The 19,405-nt window shown below is 67.4% G+C and carries 19 protein-coding genes and 2 pseudogenes; 20 read left to right on the forward strand and 1 reads right to left on the reverse strand.

The window, feature by feature from the left end:
• Positions 1-188 (reverse strand): annotated as a pseudogene (locus A5622_RS28025) (acyl-CoA dehydrogenase family protein); the annotation flags it as partial.
• On the opposite strand from A5622_RS28025, the pseudogene A5622_RS08620 reads away from it, so the two are divergent.
• The 20 genes and pseudogenes from A5622_RS08620 to nuoF all read left to right on the forward strand — a co-directional run.
• Positions 171-1,202 (forward strand): annotated as a pseudogene (locus tag A5622_RS08620) (acyl-CoA dehydrogenase family protein); the annotation flags it as partial. The pseudogenes A5622_RS28025 and A5622_RS08620 overlap by 18 nt on opposite strands.
• 31 nt (positions 1,203-1,233) lie before the next feature.
• Positions 1,234-2,439 carry an acyl-CoA dehydrogenase family protein gene (locus A5622_RS08625; protein ID WP_066870799.1) on the forward strand — a complete coding sequence of 402 codons (1,206 nt, stop codon included), beginning with the start codon at positions 1,234-1,236 and terminating at the stop codon, positions 2,437-2,439.
• A gap of 66 nt (positions 2,440-2,505) precedes the next feature.
• Complete coding sequence (locus A5622_RS08630) at positions 2,506-3,504, forward strand: acryloyl-CoA reductase (protein ID WP_066877895.1); 999 nt, start codon at positions 2,506-2,508, stop codon at positions 3,502-3,504.
• A 22-nt stretch (positions 3,505-3,526) separates the two neighbouring features.
• Positions 3,527-4,498 (forward strand): NADPH:quinone oxidoreductase family protein, encoded by a 972-nt coding sequence (locus tag A5622_RS08635; RefSeq protein WP_066870804.1) that lies wholly within the window; start codon positions 3,527-3,529, stop codon positions 4,496-4,498.
• Positions 4,499-4,669: 171 nt separating this feature from the next.
• On the forward strand, positions 4,670-5,764 hold the full coding sequence (locus tag A5622_RS08640) for a homogentisate 1,2-dioxygenase (protein WP_066877897.1): 1,095 nt from the start codon (positions 4,670-4,672) through the stop codon (positions 5,762-5,764).
• Between the two features lie 51 nt (positions 5,765-5,815).
• Positions 5,816-7,003, forward strand: a complete 1,188-nt coding sequence (locus A5622_RS08645; RefSeq protein ID WP_066877898.1) for a S9 family peptidase — start codon at positions 5,816-5,818, stop codon at positions 7,001-7,003.
• Positions 7,000-8,205 (forward strand): CaiB/BaiF CoA-transferase family protein, encoded by a 1,206-nt coding sequence (locus A5622_RS08650; protein ID WP_066870815.1) that lies wholly within the window; start codon positions 7,000-7,002, stop codon positions 8,203-8,205. The genes A5622_RS08645 and A5622_RS08650 overlap by 4 nt, the downstream gene beginning before the upstream one ends.
• Before the next feature lie 52 nt (positions 8,206-8,257).
• Positions 8,258-9,166: a hydroxymethylglutaryl-CoA lyase gene (locus tag A5622_RS08655; RefSeq protein WP_066877899.1), complete on the forward strand. Its 909-nt coding sequence runs from the start codon at positions 8,258-8,260 to the stop codon at positions 9,164-9,166.
• Positions 9,167-9,790 carry a TetR/AcrR family transcriptional regulator gene (locus A5622_RS08660; RefSeq protein ID WP_066870820.1) on the forward strand — a complete coding sequence of 208 codons (624 nt, stop codon included), beginning with the start codon at positions 9,167-9,169 and terminating at the stop codon, positions 9,788-9,790.
• A 24-nt stretch (positions 9,791-9,814) separates the two neighbouring features.
• Positions 9,815-11,053 (forward strand): acyl-CoA dehydrogenase family protein, encoded by a 1,239-nt coding sequence (locus A5622_RS08665; RefSeq protein ID WP_066877900.1) that lies wholly within the window; start codon positions 9,815-9,817, stop codon positions 11,051-11,053.
• On the forward strand, positions 11,053-12,438 hold the full coding sequence (locus tag A5622_RS08670; RefSeq protein ID WP_066877901.1) for a phosphotransferase family protein: 1,386 nt from the start codon (positions 11,053-11,055) through the stop codon (positions 12,436-12,438). Before A5622_RS08665 ends, A5622_RS08670 begins: the two co-directional genes overlap by 1 nt.
• Before the next feature lie 26 nt (positions 12,439-12,464).
• Complete coding sequence (locus A5622_RS08675) at positions 12,465-12,887, forward strand: nuclear transport factor 2 family protein (protein ID WP_066877902.1); 423 nt, start codon at positions 12,465-12,467, stop codon at positions 12,885-12,887.
• A gap of 47 nt (positions 12,888-12,934) precedes the next feature.
• Positions 12,935-13,471, forward strand: a complete 537-nt coding sequence (locus A5622_RS08680; RefSeq protein WP_066871177.1) for a YceI family protein — start codon at positions 12,935-12,937, stop codon at positions 13,469-13,471.
• A gap of 56 nt (positions 13,472-13,527) precedes the next feature.
• Positions 13,528-13,941, forward strand: a complete 414-nt coding sequence (locus A5622_RS08685; protein WP_066877903.1) for a response regulator — start codon at positions 13,528-13,530, stop codon at positions 13,939-13,941.
• A 375-nt stretch (positions 13,942-14,316) separates the two neighbouring features.
• Positions 14,317-14,694, forward strand: coding sequence for an NADH-quinone oxidoreductase subunit A (locus tag A5622_RS08690; protein ID WP_007772880.1), 378 nt, complete (start codon positions 14,317-14,319; stop codon positions 14,692-14,694).
• 8 nt (positions 14,695-14,702) lie between these two features.
• On the forward strand, positions 14,703-15,257 hold the full coding sequence (locus tag A5622_RS08695) for an NADH-quinone oxidoreductase subunit B family protein (protein ID WP_007772881.1): 555 nt from the start codon (positions 14,703-14,705) through the stop codon (positions 15,255-15,257).
• Positions 15,254-15,961 (forward strand): NADH-quinone oxidoreductase subunit C, encoded by a 708-nt coding sequence (locus A5622_RS08700; protein WP_066877904.1) that lies wholly within the window; start codon positions 15,254-15,256, stop codon positions 15,959-15,961. The genes A5622_RS08695 and A5622_RS08700 overlap by 4 nt, the downstream gene beginning before the upstream one ends.
• Positions 15,961-17,286: an NADH dehydrogenase (quinone) subunit D gene (nuoD, locus tag A5622_RS08705; protein ID WP_066877905.1), complete on the forward strand. Its 1,326-nt coding sequence runs from the start codon at positions 15,961-15,963 to the stop codon at positions 17,284-17,286. Before A5622_RS08700 ends, nuoD begins: the two co-directional genes overlap by 1 nt.
• Positions 17,283-18,041, forward strand: a complete 759-nt coding sequence (gene nuoE, locus A5622_RS08710; RefSeq protein WP_066877906.1) for an NADH-quinone oxidoreductase subunit NuoE — start codon at positions 17,283-17,285, stop codon at positions 18,039-18,041. Before nuoD ends, nuoE begins: the two co-directional genes overlap by 4 nt.
• Positions 18,038-19,378 carry an NADH-quinone oxidoreductase subunit NuoF gene (nuoF, locus tag A5622_RS08715; protein ID WP_066877908.1) on the forward strand — a complete coding sequence of 447 codons (1,341 nt, stop codon included), beginning with the start codon at positions 18,038-18,040 and terminating at the stop codon, positions 19,376-19,378. Before nuoE ends, nuoF begins: the two co-directional genes overlap by 4 nt.
• Positions 19,379-19,405: the final 27 nt, after the last annotated feature.

Here is a 19,405-nt window from a genome sequence, read left to right on the forward strand (position 1 = left end):
ATGCCCAGCTCGGCGGCCTTGGCGATCAACTCGGGCGGGTAGGTGGCCGCCTCGTCGGCGTCGTGTGCGGCGGGCCGCAGCACTTCCTCGGCGAACTCGTCGAGGGTCTCGACGATCATCTTCTGTTCGTCGTCCGGCGTCAGATCGAAGTAGTCCTTGCCGCTGGACTTGAGCCGGGTCGGCCCGCCGCACACGACGCCGACGAGGCGGCCACCTACCCGCCCGAGTTGATCGCCAAGGCCGCCGAGCTGGGCATCACCGCGATCAACATCCCCGAGGACTTCGACGGCATCGCCGCGCACCGGTCCAGCGTGACCAACGTGCTGGTCGCCGAGGCGCTGGCCTACGGCGACATGGGCCTGGCGCTGCCGCTGCTGGCGCCGGGAGGCGTGGCCTCCGCGCTGACCCATTGGGGCAGCGCCGATCAGCAGGCCACCTACCTGCCCGAGTTCGCCGGCGAGAACGTGCCGCAGGCCTGCGTGGCCATCGCCGAGCCACAACCGCTCTTCGACCCCACCCGGCTCAAGACCACCGCGGTGCGCACCCCGAGCGGATACCGTCTCGACGGGGTGAAGTCGTTGGTGCCGGCCGCGGCCGATGCCGAGCTCTTCATCGTCGGCGCGCAGCTGGATGGCAAGCCGGCCCTGTTCATCGTCGAGTCCTCGACGAAAGGCCTTAGCGTAAAACCGGATCCGAGTATGGGGATTCGCGCGGCGGCACTGGGCCACGTCGAACTCTCCGGGGTGACGGTGCCGCGCAGCGCCCGGCTCGGCGAGGACGAGGCCACCGACGAGGACTACTCCGAGGCGATCGCGCTGTCCCGGCTCGGCTGGGCGGCGCTGACCGTCGGCACCTCGCACGCGGTGCTCGACTACGTCGTCCCGTACGTCAAGGAGCGCCACGCCTTCGGTGAGCCGATCGCCCACCGGCAAGCGGTGGCCTTCATGTGCGCCAACATCGCCATCGAATTGGACGGTCTGCGGCTGATCACCTGGCGCGGCGCGGCGCGCGCCGAGCAAGGCCTGCCGTTCGTCCGCGAGGCGGCGCTGGCCAAGCGGCTCGGCGCGGACAAGGGCATGCAGATCGGCCTGGACGGCGTCCAGCTGCTGGGCGGCCACGGCTACACGAAAGAGCACCCCGTCGAACGCTGGTACCGCGACCTGCGGGCCATCGGTGTGGCCGAGGGCGTCGTCGTCATCTAAGTCGTTAACCCATTCGAGTGAAAGTTCAATCATGGCAATCAATCTGGAACTTCCCCGCAAGATGCAAGCGGTGACGACCAAGACCCATCAGGGCGCCGCCGAGTTGATGCGGCCGATCGCCCGCAAGTACGACCTCAAAGAGCACGCGTACCCCGTCGAGCTCGACACCCTGTTCAGCCTGTTCGAAGGGGCCTCGGAGTCAATCGAATTCGCCGGAGCCAACGCGCTGGGCGGCGAGGACGAAGAACGCGACAAGAACCACAACGGCGCCAACATGGCGGCGCTGCTGCAAACCCTGGAAGCCAGCTGGGGCGATCTCGCGATGATGCTGTCGGTCCCCTACCAGGGCCTGGGCAACGCCGCGATCTCCGCCGTCGCAAACGAGGAACAGCTGCAACGACTGGGCAAGGTGTGGGCGGCGATGGCCATCACCGAACCCGGCTTCGGCTCGGACTCGGCGGCGGTGTCGACGACGGCCACCCTGGACGGCGACGAGTACGTGATCAACGGCGAGAAAATCTTCGTCACGGCCGGCTCGCGCGCCACCCACATCGTGGTGTGGGCGACGCTCGACAAGGCGCAGGGCCGCGCGGCGATCAAGTCGTTCGTCGTGCCGCGTGAGCATCCCGGTGTCACGGTCGAGCGGCTCGAGCACAAGCTCGGGATTAAGGGTTCCGACACCGCGGTCATCCGGTTCGACAATGCCCGCATCCCGAAGGAAAACCTGCTCGGCAACCCCGAAATCGAGGTGGGCAAGGGCTTTTCCGGGGTAATGGAGACCTTCGACAACACCCGGCCCATCGTTGCGGCGATGGCGGTCGGCGTCGGCCGCGCCGCGCTGGAGGAGATTCGCAAGATCCTCACCGAGGCAGGCGTGGAGATCTCCTACGATAAGCCCTCACACGTCCAGAGCGCCGCCGCGGCCGAGTTCATCCGGATGGAAGCCGACTGGGAGGCCGCCTACCTGCTGTCGCTGCGGGCGGCATGGCAGGCCGACAACAAGATCCCCAACTCCAAAGAAGCGTCGATGAGCAAGGCGAAGGCCGGCCGGATGGCCACCGACGTCACGCTCAAGACCGTCGAATTGGCAGGCACCACAGGCTATTCCGAGCAGACGCTGCTGGAGAAATGGGCGCGCGACTCGAAGATCTTGGACATCTTCGAGGGCACGCAGCAGATCCAGCAGTTGGTGGTCGCTCGCCGGCTGCTGGGACTGTCTTCGTCCGAGCTCAAGTAACTCAGGTACGCCACTCGGCGGAATCGGGCAGTGTCGCTTTGCTCTGCGGTGAGGTTAGGTCAAGGCATGGACACTTTTCACGCGCTCGTCGCGCGTCAAGATGGCGACCGGGTAACCGCGTCGGTCGAAACCCTTCGCCCGGATGATCTGCCGCCCGGCGATGTGACCGTCCGGGTCCTGTACTCCAGCGTCAACTACAAAGACGCCCTGGCGCTGACGCCGGGAGGCGGTGTGGTGCGCGACTACCCGGTGGTGCCGGGCATCGACCTGACCGGCGAGGTGGTGGAGTCGACGTCGGCCGACTTCGCGGTCGGTGACCAGGTGCTGGCCCACGGGTACGCGATCGGCACCGGCCACCACGGCGGCTACGCCGAATACGCGCGGTTGCCGGCCGACCAGGTGGTCGCGCTCGGCGCGTTGAGTCCACACGAGGGCGCCGCGATCGGGACCGCGGGCTTCACCGCCGCGATGAGCGTGCAGGCCCTGATCGACTGGGGCATCGCGCCGGATGCCGGTCCCATCGTCGTCACCGGGGCCACCGGCGGAGTCGGCTCGGTCAGCGTCGACCTGCTGGCGGCCGCCGGCTACCAGGTGGTCGCCTCCACCGGTAAGGCCGAGGCCGCCGACCGGCTGAAAAACCTTGGCGCGGTGGAGGTTATCGGGCGGCTGCCCGCCGACCCCGACGCCAAGCCGCGGCCGCTCGGCAAGGCACGCTGGGCGGGCGGGGTCGACTGCGTGGGCGGCGCGACGCTGGCCGACGTGCTCAGCACCGTCGACTACGGCGGCGCCGTGGCGGCCAGCGGCCTCACCGGCGGTCCGGCGCTGCACACCACGGTGTTGCCCTTCATCCTGCGTGGCGTCGCACTGCTGGGCATGGACTCGGTGCTGATGCCGATCGGCGCGCGCCGCGAATTGTGGGCCCGGCTCGGCGACTCGTTGCGGCCACGCCACCTGGACGCGCTGGTCAGCGACGTCGACGTGAAAGATGTCGTCGGCGTGATCGACCAGGTGCGCGCCGGCAAGTTCTCCGGCCGGGCCGTAGTGCGGGTGGCCGGCGGCTTCTGAGCGGCCAGTAGGCTCTGGTGGCATGCGCGCGGTACAGGTGACTCGACTCGATGGTCCGGACGCGGTCGAGCTGACCGACATCGACGAACCGTCGGGCGACGGGGTCGTCGTCGACGTGCACGCCGCCGGGGTGGCCTTCCCGGACGCCCTGCTCACCCGCGGCCTCTACCAGTACCGCCCGGAATTGCCGTTCGTGCTCGGCGCCGAGATCGCCGGCGTGGTCCGGTCGGCACCCGAGGGCGCGAACGTGAGCGCCGGCGACCGGGTCGTCGGGCTGACGATGCTGTCCGGCGGCATGGCCGAGGTCGCGGTGTTGGCTCCGGATCGGGTGTTCAAGCTGCCCGACAATGTGAGCTTCGAGGCGGGCGCCGGCCTGCTGTTCAACGACTTGACGGTGTACTTCGCGCTGACCGTGCGGGGTCGGCTGCAGCGTGGCGAGACGGTTCTGGTGCACGGCGCGGCCGGCGGCATCGGAACTTCGGCGCTGCGGCTGGCGCCGGCGCTGGGCGCGTCACGCACCATCGCCGTGGTCAGCACGCAGGACAAGGCCGACATCGCCACGGCGGCCGGCGCGACGGATGTGGTGCTGGCCGACGGTTTCAAGGACGCGGTCAAGGAGTTGACCCACGGACGTGGCGTCGACATCGTCGTCGACCCGGTCGGCGGCGACCGATTCACCGATTCGCTGCGGTCGCTGGCCCCCGGCGGGCGGCTGCTGGTGGTCGGGTTCACCGGCGGTGAGATTCCCACCGTGAAGGTAAATCGGTTGCTACTCAACAATGTTGACGTGGTCGGTGTGGGCTGGGGCGCGTGGGCCGGGACGCATCCGGGCGCGCTGGCCGAGCAATGGGCCGGACTCGAACGGTTGCTCACCTCCGGGGAGTTGGCCCCGCCCGAGCCGGTGGCCTACCCGCTGGAGCAGGCCGCCACCGCGGTCGCCTCCCTGGAGAACCGCAGCGCCAAGGGAAAGGTCGTGCTGCGCGTCCGCAGTTAGGCGCCGCATCTGGTCATTGGCCACGGTGGTTTCGGCGCAGGTGGGTCGACCGTCAGTGGCGTTGTCGCTCGCGCCACGGCCCTTGTGTCGCCCAAAAAGAGAAAGTAATGTCACTTTCAGTTTTGTACTCCTGATCGGCAGCGAGCTGGTCCCCCGTCGGAGGAGCCGTCCATGGAATCCTTTGTGCACCTGCGAAAAGGCCGAACACCGCGCCGCCTGCATGCCGACCTCGACGGCCTCAAGGACGACGAGTTGGGCCGGGGCGGATTCACCGGCCGCACCGCCAATCTCTACCGGCGCCACGATCCCACCGCCTATCGGTCGGTTGGGCCGCTGCGGCCCATCGACGTGCTGTCCAGCGAGCTCAAGCCCAGCGACGCCACCGAAGCCGGCGGTGGGCCGCTGCTGATGTTCAGCAACGACGACTGCCGAATCCTGTTGAGCCGACGTCTCGAGCCGATGCCGTTCTTCGTCCGTCATGTCGACGGCGACCTGCTGTGCTTCGTTCACCAGGGCAGCGGCCTGGCCGAGACCGAATTCGGCCCGCTGCGCTACCGGGAGGGTGACTGGCTGTACATCCCGAAGTCCTGCACCTGGCGCCAGCTCCCCGACAGCGCGACGACCATGCTGATGATCGAGGCCACCGACGAGTTCCGGGTGCCGCCGCCGGGCGCGCTGGGCCGCCACTTCCCGTTCGACCCGTCGCAGGTCGTCATCCCGGAGCCGGCACCGGCCGACCCTGACGCAACCGACGGCGAGTTCGAGGTCCGGCTCATCCATGAGGGCGGCCCGACAACGCTGTTCTACCAACACAATCCGCTGGACGTCGAGGGCTGGCGTGGCGACAACTTCGCGTTCACCTTCAACATCGCCGACTACAACGTGATCACCTCCGACAGCGTGCACCTGCCGCCGACCGTGCACCTTTTCATGCAGGCCACCGGCGTCTACGTGATGAACTTCCTGCCCAAGCCCGCCGAGGGGATTCCGGGCACCGAACGCACCCCGTGGTATCACCGCAACGTCGACTACGACGAGATCGCCTTCTTCCACGGCGGCTCGCTGTACGGCATCCCGATGCCGCCGGGCTTGATTTCGCATGCGCCACAAGGGGTTCACCACGGCGCACCCGAAAAGGCCCGAGAACGGGCGCGGCGCAAATTCGACGACTACTCCCGCGTCGACTGGCAGGTGATCGCCATCGACACCCGGCGGCGGCTGACCCCGTCGGCCGAAGTACTGGCCCACGACCTAGGACAACACTGACATGAGGCACGCCGGCGACGATGCAGAACGAAGTGATGAGGAGCGGCGTCAATGAAAACGGCTGTGAAACACGAGTACGACCGGATCCCCTATCTCGTTGCGTTTCAAAACAATTCCGGGGTCCGCGACGTCTACGGCGGCCTGGCCGAGATCACCGTGTTGGAGAGCTACCTGCTCAAGCCGAAGGACAAGCCGTCGGACACCGTGCTGGTGTTCATGCATCCCATCGGCGGCGGGGCCTACCTGCCGATGATCAACGCGCTGGCCCGCGCCGGCCATCACGTCATCTATTGCAACAGCCGCTTCCGCGGCACCGACTCGGCGCTGCTGATGGAGAAGGTGGTCGAGGATCTCGGCGAGTGCATCAAGGACGCCAAAAAGCGGCTGGGTTACGCCAAGGTGGTGCTGGCCGGATGGAGTGGCGGCGGGTCGCTGTCGGTGTTCTATCAGCAGCAGGCGCAGAATCCGACCATCACGTCCAGCCCGACCGGCGACGGCCCCGACCTCACCAGACTCGACCTGCCCGCCGCCGACGGCATCATGCTGCTCGCCGCGCACATCAGCCGGCACGGCACGCTGACCGAATGGCTGGACGCATCCATCCTCGACGAATCCGACCCCACCAAGCGCGATCCCGAACTGGACCTGTACAACCCCGACAACCCCAATCAGCCGCCTTACAGCCAAGAATTTCTGGATCGCTACCGGCAGGCGCAGATCGACCGCAACCGCCGCATCACCGCATGGGTCAGGGACAAGCTGGCCGAGCTGGCTGCAGCCGGGCGGCCCGACGACGAGTTCGGCTTCGTCGTGCACGGCACCATGGCGGACCCGCGCTGGCTGGACCCGACCGTCGATCCCAACGAACGCGCCCCGGGCACCTGCTATCTGGGGGATCCTCAGGTGGTGAACATGAGCCCCGTCGGACTGGCCCGGTTCTGCACCCTGCGCGGCTGGCTGTCGCAGTGGAGCTATGACGACGCGCGCGGCGACGCGGTGGCCTGCGGGCCCGATATCGCGATCCCGGCGCTGGTGATCGGTAATCTTGCGGATGACGCCTGCACGCCCAGCCATACCCGGAGGCTGTTCCAGGCGATCGGACATGAGGACAAGGAAATGCACGAAATCCCCGGCGCCACACACTATTACGCCGGACCCGACCAGCGCGACGCGCTGCGGGCCGCCGTCACCATCGTCACCGACTGGCTGGTGCGGCACGACTTCGCGAGCGCCGAATGACGGTGACCGGCCCCCTGGACGGCATTCGGGTGCTCGAACTGGGCACCCTGATCGCCGGTCCCTTCGCCGGGCGACTTCTCGCCGACATGGGCGCCGACGTGATCAAGGTGGAACTGCCCAAAGCCCCGGACCCGCTACGCACCTGGGGCCAGGCCGAACTCGACGGCCAACACGTCTTCTGGACGGTGCACGCGCGCAACAAGAAGGCGATCACCCTGGACTTGCGCCACCCCCGCGGGCGCGAGCTGTTCTGCGACCTTGTCGAGAAATCCGACATCGTGGTGGAGAACTTTCGCCCCGGCACGCTGGAAAAATGGAGCCTGGGCTACGACGTCCTCAGCGAGCGCAATCCGGGGATCATCCTGGTGCGGGTGTCGGGCTACGGGCAGACCGGACCCGATGCCACCAAGGCCGGCTACGCCTCGGTCGCCGAAGCGGCCAGCGGACTGCGGCACCTCAACGGTTTCCCCGGCGGGCCGCCGCCCCGCCTGGCGCTCTCGCTCGGTGACAGCCTGGCCGGCATGTTCGGCGCGCAGGGCGCGCTGGCCGCGCTGTACCGGCGCAGTGTCACCGGGCGCGGCCAGGTGGTCGACGTCGCATTGACCGAATCATGTTTGGCCGTACAGGAATCCACCATTCCCGACTATGATGTCGGCGGAGTGGTGCGTGGACCGTCGGGCACCCGGCTCGACGGCATCGCGCCCTCGAACATCTACCGCAGCGCCGACGGTTCGTGGGTGGTGATCGCCGCCAACCAGGACACCGTGTTCGCCCGGCTGTGCAAGGCGATGTGCCGCCCGGAGCTGGCCACCGACGACCGGTTCGCCACCCACGTCGCGCGTGGCCGCAACCAGGACGAACTCGACAACATCATCGGCGCCTGGGCGGCGCAACGCCGGCCCGCTGACATCATCGAAACCCTGTCCGCCGCAGGGGTGATCGCCGGTCCGATCAACACCGTCGCCGAGGTGGTCAACGACCCGCAGCTGCGCGCCCGCGACATGTTGATCGAGCACTACGACGAGCGGCTGCAGCGCAACGTGCTGGGCCCGGGCATCGTGCCGGTGCTCTCGGAATCGCCCGGCCGCCTGCGCCACGCCGGGCCAGCCCGTCCGGGCCAGCACAATGACGACGTCTTCATCGGGTTGCTGGGCAAGACGGCCGAGGAGCTCGCGGAGCTGCGCTCCGAGGAGGTGCTATGACCGCCCGCGCCGGCGAGGATGCAGAGCGGAGCGATGAGGAGGAGCTGCGCCGATGACTCACGTCGACATCCGCGAGGTGGCCCTGCGCGACGGTCTGCAGATCGAAACGCCAATCCCGTTGTCGGCCAAGCTGGAACTGCTGGCCGCGGTGGCGGCGACCGGGGTCCGTGAGGTCGAGGTCACTGCGTTCGTCTCCCCGACGAAGGTGCCGTCGATGGCCGATGCCGCCGAGTTGGCCGCCCATCTGCACGACTATCCCGACATCGAATTCTCGGCCCTGGTGGCCAGTCCCAACGGCGCCAAGCGGGCCGTCGCCGCCGGGTTGCGCTCCATCGAATACGTGGTGGCCGCCGACGACACCTTCAGCAAGGCCAACGTCGGACGCAGCAGCGCCGAGGCCACCGAGGCGATCGACGAGATCGTCGCCATCGCCCATGGCAGCAATGTCACCGTCGAAGTCGTCATCGCCACCGCCTGGGACTCACCCTTCGAAGGCCCCACCCCGTCCCAGCGGGTGCTCGAGATCGCGGCGGCCGCCCGCGAGCGCGGCGCCGACCGCCTGTCCATCGCCGACACCATCGGCACCACCACCCCGGGCCGGGTGAGTTCGCTTATCGCGCAACTACGTCCGGTGATCGGCGACCTGCCGCTGGGCGGACACTTCCACAACACCCGCGGCTCCGGGCTGGCCAGCGCCTACGCCGCGGTCAACTCCGGGGTGACCCGGCTGGACTCCTCGGTCGGCGGGCTGGGCGGCTGCCCCTTCGCGCCGGGCGCCACCGGCAACATCGCCACCGAGGATCTGGTGTACCTGTTGGGCGACAGCGGCATCGACGTCGACGTCGACCTGCACGCCGCCATCGCCGCCGCCGACGTGGCGAAATCGCTGGTCGGACACGACCTGCCGAGCGCCCTGTTGCGGGCCGGCGACCGAAAGCGACAGTACGTGCGGGGGAACTGAATGTCCGCCCCGGAGGCAGCCCGCGAGCTGACCGCCAAAGGTCGCCAGACCAGGCAGGCCATCGAACAGGCCGCCCGTAAACTGTTTGCCGAACGGGGCTTTCACGGCACCACCCTGGCCGACATCACCTCGGCCGCGGGCAAATCACCGGCGGTCTTCTACCGATACTTCGCCGACAAGGAAGACCTGCTGGCCGGACTCGCGGAGTCGTTCCTGCACGAGGTGGTGACGCCGTCGGGGCTGAGCGTTCACCTGCCGGACTCGCCCGACGACGACGCCTTCTTCACCTCGGTGGTCACCGGCTACTGGAACATGTTCAAACAGAACATCGGCATCATGATCGCGGTCGCCCAGCTGGCCGCCACCCAGCAGCGGTTTGCGGCCGTGCAGAACGAGTTTCGCCGCTTCGGCGTGGACATCGTGGCGGCATCGGTGTGGCGTGCGCAGGAGCAGGGCTACGGCGCCGAGCTCAACCCGCAACACACGGCGGCGGCCATCGCGCTGTTGTTCGAGAACTTCACCACCGTCTTCGTCGGGCAGTCGGGTCTCGGCATGGAGATCAGCGACGAGGACGCGATCGCCACGCTGTCGACGGTGTGGAAGAAGACTCTCTATGGTGCGTAACGCGAGAACCGCGAGGAGATAACCGTGGATTTCACCCTGCCAGAACACCTCCCGGGCGTGCTCGCCGAGATGGACGAGTTCATCGAGACCGAGATCAAGCCGCTGGAACGTGAGAACATCCAGTACTTCGACCAGCGCCGCGAGCATGCGCGCACCGACTGGGACAACGACGGGATCCCGACGCGCGAGTGGGAGGACCTGCTCTCCGAGATGCGCCGACGAGCCGATAAGGCAGGCTGGCTGCGCTACGGACTGCCCGCCTCGCTGGGCGGCCGCGACGGCAGCAACGTCGACATGGCGATCATCCGGGAGCACCTGGCGCACAAGGGCCTTGGCCTGCACAACGACCTGCAGAACGAGTCGTCGATTGTCGGCAACTTCCCGCAGGTGATCATGATGGAGCGGTTCGGCACCGACGAGCAGCGCAAGGTGTGGTCGGAGGCGTTGATCACCGGGGAGCGGTCCATGGCCTTCGGGCTGACCGAACCCAAGCACGGTTCGGATGCCACCTGGCTGGAAACGCACGCCGAACGCGACGGCGACAGCTGGGTGATCAACGGCTCCAAGCGGTTCAACACGGGGGTCCACCGCGCGACCCACGACCTGGTCTTCGCCCGCACCTCCGGTGAGCCCGGCAGCGCCCGGGGCATCACCGCGTTTCTGGTGCCGACGGACACCCCCGGATTCAACGTCCCCTACTACTGGTGGACGTTCAACATGCCGACCGACCACGGCGAGGTCGAGCTCACCGATGTGCGGATTCCCGCCGATGCGGTGCTCGGTGAGGTGGACCGCGGACTGGAAGTCGCCCAAACCTTCTTGCACGAGAATCGAATTCGGCAAGCTGCCAGCAGCCTGGGCGCGGCGCAATACTGCATCGACCGGGCCGCCGAATACGCCGGCGCCCGAACGGTGTTCGGCAAGCCGCTGTCGGTCAACCAAGCGGTCCAGTGGCCGCTGGCCGAGTTGGCGACCGAAGCGCAGATGGTGCGGCTGCTGGTGCACTACGCCGCCTGGCATCTCGACCGCGACCACCACATGGAGGTCTCGGACAAGGTGTCGATGGCGAACTACCGCGCCAACCGCCTGGTGTGCGACGCCGCCGACCGCGCCATGCAGATCTTCGGCGGCCTCGGCTACAGCCGCCACGAGCCGTTCGAACACATCTACCGCCACCACCGTCGCTACCGGATCACCGAGGGCGCCGAGGAAATACAGATCCGCCGGGTGGCGCAGCGGCTGTTCAAATTCGGCAAGAAGTGATGGACAGCGTCGAGTCAGCGGAGCTGGGCACCAAACTGGCCGGGGTGCTCTCGGCGGCCCTTGGCGCCGACACCGCGGTCCTGAATCTGCGGGCGTTGACCGGTGGCGCCAGTAGGACCACCTGGGCGTTCGAGGCCGTCACCGGCGCGCAGCGTCGCGCACTGATTCTGCGCACCGGCCCACCCGACGATGTGCATGCCGGGATGGAGCTGGAAGCCAGGGCGCAGGCCGCCGCACGCGCCGCCGGCGCGCCGGTCCCCCACGTGTTGATCGCCGACAATTCGCCCGCCGCACTGGGCAATCCGTTCCTGATCTGTGACGAGATCAAGGGCGAGACCATCGTGCGGCGCATCCAGCGTCAGCTGGAGCGCGCCGACGGGCCGGCGGCCCGCGCGCAATTGCTGCAGCAGTGCGCGCAGGCGGCGGCCGCCATTCACCGCGCCGACCCAGACGTTCCGGACCTGACCCACGAGGACCAACTCACCGAATGGCGGCAACGCCTCGACGACATGGGCGACACCACCGCAACCTTCGAGTGGGGGTTTCGCTGGCTGACCGCGCACCGTCCCCCACCGTCGCCGGCGGTGTTGGTACACGGCGATTTTCGGATGGGCAACCTGATCGTCGACGGGTCAAACCTCGCCGCGGTGCTGGACTGGGAACTCGTACACGTCGGGCAGGCCTACGAAGACCTGGCCTGGTTCTGCATCCGGGCCTGGCGATTCGGCGCTCCGGCCAGCCTCGACGCCGGCGGCTTGGGCAGCATCGAAAGCTTCCTACGGGCCTACGAGCAGGCCAGCGGGACTACCGTCGACCGGGTGGCGTTTCACTGGTGGCTGGTGCTGGCCACCCTGCGCTGGGGCGTCATCTGCCGCTTCCAGGCCGAGCGGCACCTGAGCGGGCAACATCGCTCGGTCGAGTTGGCCACCATCGGCCGCCGGGTGTGCGAGACCGAGTGGGACCTGCTCAACCTGCTCGCGCCCGCCGACGATGCGCGCCGCGCGGCGGCGCGAGGAGGAGGCGGGCAATCGGGGCCGGGCGCCGCCGTGACCGGCCGGTACGGCCGCCCGCGGGCCGCCGAACTCGTCGCCGCGGTCGCCGAATTCCTGGAGAACGACGTGCGCGGGGCGACCAAGGGGCAGGTCAACTTCCACGCCCGCGTCGCCGCCAACGCGCTGCGCATCGTCGAACGCGAACTGCTCGACGACAGCGCGGCCCAATCCCGCGCGGCACTGGCCGACCTGGGCTTCGCCGACGAAGAACAGCTGGCCGCCGCGATACGCTCCGGCGAGTTGGACGACCAAGCGGACCGGGTCACCGCGTGCCTGCGCACCCTGGTACGACGCCGATTGGCCGTCGCGCACCCCGGATACGACAGCGAATAGCCCCGCGAGCGACAGAGGAGCCAGGCATGCCCGCTTCCAGCGCCGAGACGGTCATCGATGCGGCCAACCGCCTGTTCACGGCGATCGAACGCGGCGACGTCGACGCGGTCGACGCGATGTGGAGCGACGACATCGCGGTATGGCGCGTCGGCTCGCGCCGCGGCCCACTCACAGCGGACGACAAGGCCCGCGCGATGCGGGTCATCGAGTGGTTCATCGGCGCCACCACGCAGCGTCGCTACGAAATCCTCGACCGGCAGATCTTCGCGGATTCTTCGCAGGGATCCGCGCGGGGCTTCGTCCAGCAGCACATCTTGCACGCCACCGGGCATGCCCGACAGTCGATCTCGCTGCGGGTCTGCATCGTGATCAGGGTGGGCACCGACGGCCTGATCGAGCGCATCGACGAATATTTCGATCCCGCAGGGATCGCGCCGTTGCTGAACTAGCGCTAGATTCGCCACGACACTTGCGGGTGACGACACTTGGGGTGACGATGACGACTTTGGAGACACTGCTTCACGATCCCGACATGGCCGGCGCGTGGAACCTGGTGCGGGATCGCTCGGCCATCACGTTCAAGATCCGCAACATGTGGGGCCTGCTGAACGTCAAGGGCCGCTTCACCGACTTCACCGGCGACGGCCAACTGAGCGGCAACGGAGCGGTTTTCGGCCGCGTCGACATCCGGACCGCCTCACTGGACACTGGCATCGGCCGTCGCGACACACACCTGCGCTCGGCCGACTTCTTCGACGTCGACCGCTTCGCTGAGATCAGCGTCGTGGTGACCGCGGTGCACCCGACGAAGGGCAAGGCCGCCGACCTTCGGGCGACCTTCACCATCAAGGGCGTCACCGAGGAGGTGACGCTGCCGGTCACGATCTCCGAGCTGGAGGACGGCTCGATCCGAATCACCGGCGAAACCAAGCTCGATCGCGACCGGTTCGACCTGGGTTGGAACCGCCTCGGCATGATGAGCTCCACGGCAACCGTCGCCGCGGACGCCATCTTCGTGCGGGCATCGCAGTAAAGGATTTCTGCGGGCACTCCCGCCCAACCGGGTGCGACACCAGTAGCATCTGCACCGTGCCCGACTCCACCCCCCAGTCCAGCGTCGCCCTGCGGATCCTCGTCTACAGCAGCAACGTCCACACCCGCGAACGGGTGATGCGGGCGCTGGGCAAGCAGCTGCACCCCGATCTGCCCGAGCTCAGCTATGTCGAGGTGGCGACCGGGCCGATGGTGGTGGCGACGATGGACAAGGGCGGCATCGACTTGGCCATCCTGGACGGCGAGGCCACTCCGACCGGCGGGATGGGAATCGCAAAGCAGCTCAAAGACGAACTCGAGAACTGCCCGCCCCTGGTCGTGCTGACCGGGCGGCCCGACGACGCGTGGTTGGCCTCCTGGTCGCGCGCCGAGGGCGCGGTGCCCCACCCTATCGACCCGATCGTGCTGGGACGCACGGTGCTCAACCTGCTGCGGGCACCGGTTAGCTGACTCCAGTCCGCGTCGCGGCTTTGCTGCGACCACTGTTTTCGCGCCACCGAATGCGGGCCTGTCCGCCCTGGCGACGCCGTTGATCTTTAGCGCCGCAGCGATCGGCGCAGCAGCGCCTTTGCTGGTGCTCCCCGCCTAGCCGATGTGGCGGATCGCGTCCGGCGACGGGCGTTGGTTTCACCGGCTATCGAGTTTGCGCAGCACAGCGCTGCGTGGCACCGCCAATACTGCAAAATGCCCACCCCGGACAAGCGCACTGCACGCCGCGACGCTATGTTGTAAATCACTGTGGCGGGCTTGCGACCCAGTTCGTCACAGCAGCCCGGTTACCGCCTGGCCGCTGCAGGCGGCTCGTACGACGGATCATGGAGCGAGTTGAACGTCTACATACCCATCCTGGTGCTAGGCGCCATCGCCACCGCCTTTGCCGTGGGCTCGGTGGCGATCGCGAGCCTGGCCGGCCCGTCACGGTTCAACAAGTCGAAGATGTCGGCCTACGAGTGTGGAATCGAACCCACCGAGACATCGGTGAGCGGCCCGCATGCGACGGCCGGGCAGCGCTTTCCGGTGAAGTACTACCTCACCGCGATGCTCTTCATCGTCTTCGACATCGAAATCGTGTTCCTGTATCCCTGGGCTGTCAGCTATGACGCGCTGGGCACGTTCGCTCTGGTCGAAATGGTGATTTTCATGCTGACGGTTTTCGTGGCCTACGCCTACGTGTGGCGCCGCGGCGGCCTGACGTGGGATTGAGGTAAGACGTGGGTCTTGAGGAACAGCTGCCCGGCGGGATCCTGCTGTCCACAGTCGAGAAGGTCGCGGGCTACGTCCGCAAGAACTCACTGTGGCCGGCGACATTCGGGTTGGCCTGCTGCGCCATCGAGATGATGGCAACGGCCGGGCCACGATTCGACATCGCCCGGTTCGGCATGGAGCGCTTCTCGGCCACCCCACGCCAGGCCGATCTGATGATCGTCGCCGGGCGGGTCAGCCAGAAGATGGCCCCCGTCCTGCGGCAGATCTATGACCAGATGGCTGAACCGAAATGGGTGCTGGCCATGGGCGTCTGCGCGTCATCCGGCGGAATGTTCAACAACTACGCGGTGGTGCAGGGCGTCGACCACGTGGTTCCGGTGGACATCTACCTGCCCGGCTGCCCACCGCGACCGGAGATGCTGCTGTACGCAATCCTGAAGCTGCACGAGAAGATTCAGGAGATGCCGCTGGGCGTCAACCGGGAGACCGCCATCGCCGAGGCCGAGCAGGCGGCGCTGTCGGCGCGGCCCACGATCGAGATGCGCGGACTGCTGCGATGAGCACGCCGGACCAAGATCCCAAGCAAGCGATCAGCGGCGCCGACGAAGAGGTAATCGACGTGCGCCGCGGCATGTTCGGCGCCAAGGGCACGGGCGACACGTCCGGTTACGGACGGCTGGTGCGCGAGGTGGTACTGCCGGGCAGCAGCCCGCGGCCCTACGGCGGCTATTTCGACGAGGTGGTCGACGGCCTGGCCGCGGCGTTGAACCAGGACAACGTCGAATTCACTGACGCCATCGAGAAAGTCGTGGTGTACCGCGACGAACTCACCCTGCACGTCCGCCGCGACGCGCTGGTGCAGGTCGCTCATCGGCTGCGGGACGACCCCCAACTGCGCTTCGAAATGTGCCTGGGCGTCAGCGGGGTGCATTACCCGCACGAGACGGGTCGCGAACTGCACGCGGTGTACCCGCTGCAGTCGATCACGCACAACCGGCGTGTCCGCCTGGAAGTGTCTGCGCCCGAAAGTGATCCGCACATCCCCTCGCTGTTCGGGATCTATCCGACCACCGACTGGCACGAGCGGGAGACCTACGACTTCTTCGGCATCATCTTCGACGGACATCCGTCGTTGACCCGCATCGAGATGCCCGACGACTGGCACGGACACCCCCAGCGCAAGGACTACCCCCTCGGCGGGATTCCCGTCGAATATAAAGGCGCACAAATACCCCCGCCCGACGAGCGGAGAGCGTACAACTGATGAGCACTACCACCGAAACGACGCACGACGGCGCCGGCGAGAAGTTCGTGGTCGCCGGCGGTCAGGACTGGGACAAGGTCGTCGAAGCCGCCCGCGGCGCCGACCCCGGCGAACGCATCATCGTCAACATGGGCCCCCAGCATCCGTCCACCCACGGGGTGCTGCGGCTGATCCTGGAGATCGAGGGCGAGACCGTGACCGACGCCCGTTGCGGCATCGGGTATCTGCACACCGGCATCGAAAAGAACCTCGAATACCGCTACTGGACCCAAGGCGTCACGTTCGTGACCCGGATGGATTACCTCGCACCGTTTTTCAACGAGACGGCCTACTGCCTGGGCGTGGAGAAGCTGCTCGGCATCACCGACCAGATACCGGAGCGGGTCAACGTCATCCGGGTGATGATGATGGAGCTCAACCGGATCTCGTCGCATCTGGTGGCCTTGGCCACCGGCGGCATGGAGCTGGGTGCCATGACCCCGATGTTCGTCGGCTTCCGGGGGCGCGAGATCGTGCTGACCCTGTTCGAATCGATCACCGGCCTGCGGATGAACAGCGCCTACGTCCGGCCCGGTGGTGTGGCACAGGACTTGCCGCCCAACGCGGAGACCGAGATCGTCGAGGGCCTCAAGGGGCTCAAGCAGGTGCTGCGCGAAATGAGCGGTCTGCTCAACGAGAACGCCATCTGGAAGGCCCGCACCCAGGACGTCGGTTATTTGGATCTGACCGGGTGCATCGCGCTGGGCATCACCGGACCCATTCTGCGTGCCACCGGGCTGCCCCACGATCTGCGCAAGAGCGAGCCGTACTGCGGATATGAAAACTACGAATTCGACGTGATCACCGAAGACACGTGTGATGCTTACGGGCGCTACATGATTCGCGTCAACGAGATGTGGGAGTCGATCAAGATCGTCGAGCAGTGTCTGGACAAGCTGAAGCCCGGCCCGACCATGGTCGAGGACCGCAAGATCGCCTGGCCGGCCGACCTGAAGGTGGGCCCCGACGGCATGGGCAACTCGCAGGAGCACATCGCCAAGATCATGGGCGGCTCGATGGAAGCGCTGATCCACCACTTCAAACTGGTCACCGAGGGCATCAGGGTTCCCGCGGGCCAGGTCTACACGGCAGTCGAGTCGCCGCGCGGGGAGCTGGGCGTGCACATGGTCAGTGATGGCGGCACCCGGCCCTATCGGGTGCACTATCGAGACCCCTCCTTCACCAATCTGCAATCGGTGGCGGCGATGTGCGAAGGCGGCATGGTCGCCGATCTGATCACCGCGGTCGCCAGCATCGACCCGGTCATGGGCGGGGTGGATCGGTGACCGGGCCGCAGGGACAGCCGGTCTTCATCCGGCTCGGCCCACCGCCCGACGAGCCCAACGCGTTCGTCGTCGAGGGAGCGCCCAAGACGTATCCACCCGAGGTGCGGGCGCGGCTGGAGGTCGACGCCAAGGAGATCATGGGGCGCTACCCCAACAAGCGCTCGGCGCTGCTGCCGCTGCTGCACCTGGTGCAGGCGGAGGATTCCTACCTGACGCCGGCGGGGCTGGAGTTCTGCGGTGAGCAACTGGGTCTCACGGGGGCGGAAGTGTCCGCGGTGGCCAGCTTTTACACCATGTATCGCCGGGGTCCCACCGGCGATTATCTCGTCGGTGTCTGCACAAACACGTTGTGCGCCATCATGGGTGGCGACGCCATCTTCGACGCCCTGAAAGAACACCTGGGCGTCGGCAACGATGAGACCACCGCCGACGGGTCGGTCACCTTGCAACACATCGAGTGCAACGCCGCCTGCGATTACGCGCCGGTGGTGATGGTCAACTGGGAATTCTTCGACAACCAGACGCCGGACTCGGCGCGCGAACTCGTCGACTCGCTGCGCGCCGGCGAGCCCAAGCAGCCCACTCGCGGAGCGCCGCTGTGCGTCTTCCGCGAAACGTCGCGCATCCTGGCCGGCCTACCCGACGAGCGTCCCGACCAAGGCCAGGGCGGCGCCGGTGCCGCGACCCTAGCCGGCCTGAAGGTAGCCAAGGAACTCGGCATGGAGGCGCCCGGCGCGCCGGAAGGCCAGCAATGACAACGACTTCGGACACCTCGCAGGCGACGCCGCTCACTCCGGTCATCAGCCGCTTCTGGGACGATCCCGAGTCCTGGACCCTGCAGACCTATCACCGCCACGGTGGATACGAGGCGATGAAGAAGGCCCTGGCGATGGAGCCCGACGAGGTGATCGGGCTGGTAAAGGACTCCGGGCTGCGCGGGCGCGGCGGCGCGGGCTTCTCGACGGGCACGAAGTGGTCGTTCATCCCGCAGGGCGACACCGGGGCGGCGGCCAAACCGCATTACTTGGTCGTCAACGCCGACGAGTCGGAACCCGGGACGTGCAAAGACATTCCGCTGATGCTGGCGACACCGCACGTCCTCGTCGAGGGTGTCATCATCGCCGCCTACGCGATCCGGGCCAGCCACGCGTTCATCTACGTGCGCGGGGAGGTGCTGCCGGTGCTGCGCCGCCTGCAGAACGCGGTGGCCGAGGCCTACGCCGCGGGCTACCTGGGCCGCGACATCAACGGCTCCGGCTTCGACCTCGAACTGGTGGTGCACGCCGGCGCCGGCGCCTACATCTGCGGTGAGGAAACCGCGCTGCTGGACTCCCTGGAAGGCCGTCGCGGCCAGCCGCGGCTGCGCCCGCCGTTTCCCGCCGTGGCCGGGCTGTACGGCTGCCCCACCGTGATCAACAACGTCGAGACCATCGCCAGCGTGCCGCCGATCATCGGCAACGGCGTGGACTGGTTCCGTTCGATGGGCAGCGAGAAATCCCCGGGCTTCACGCTGTATTCGCTGTCCGGTCACGTCACCCGCCCCGGCCAGTACGAGGCCCCGCTGGGAATCACGTTGCGGGAGTTGCTCGCCTACGCCGGCGGCGTGCGTGCCGGGCACCGGCTGAAGTTCTGGACACCCGGCGGCTCGTCGACCCCGCTGCTGACCGACGAGCACCTCGACGTGCCGCTGGACTACGAGGGCGTCGGCGGGGTCGGCTCGATGCTGGGCACCAAGGCGCTCGAGATCTTCGACGAGACCACCTGCGTGGTTCGCGCCGTGCGGCGCTGGACGTACTTCTACAAGCACGAATCCTGCGGAAAATGCACGCCGTGCCGCGAGGGCACGTTCTGGCTGGACCAGATCTACGAGCGGCTGGAAACCGGCAAGGGCACCAGCGACGACATTGGCAAGCTGCTCGACATCTCCGACACCATTCTCGGAAAGTCGTTCTGCGCCTTGGGTGATGGTGCCGCCAGCCCGGTGATGTCGTCGATCAAGTTCTTCCGTGACGAGTACGTCGCGCACGTCGAGGGCGGCGGATGCCCCTTCGACCCCCGAGACTCCATGCTGACGCCGAACGGAAAGGCTTGAGGCGCTCATGACCCGCGACGGCGACGA

Source organism: Mycobacterium sp. 1245801.1, assembly GCF_001673055.1.
Classification (GTDB): domain Bacteria; phylum Actinomycetota; class Actinomycetes; order Mycobacteriales; family Mycobacteriaceae; genus Mycobacterium; species Mycobacterium europaeum_A.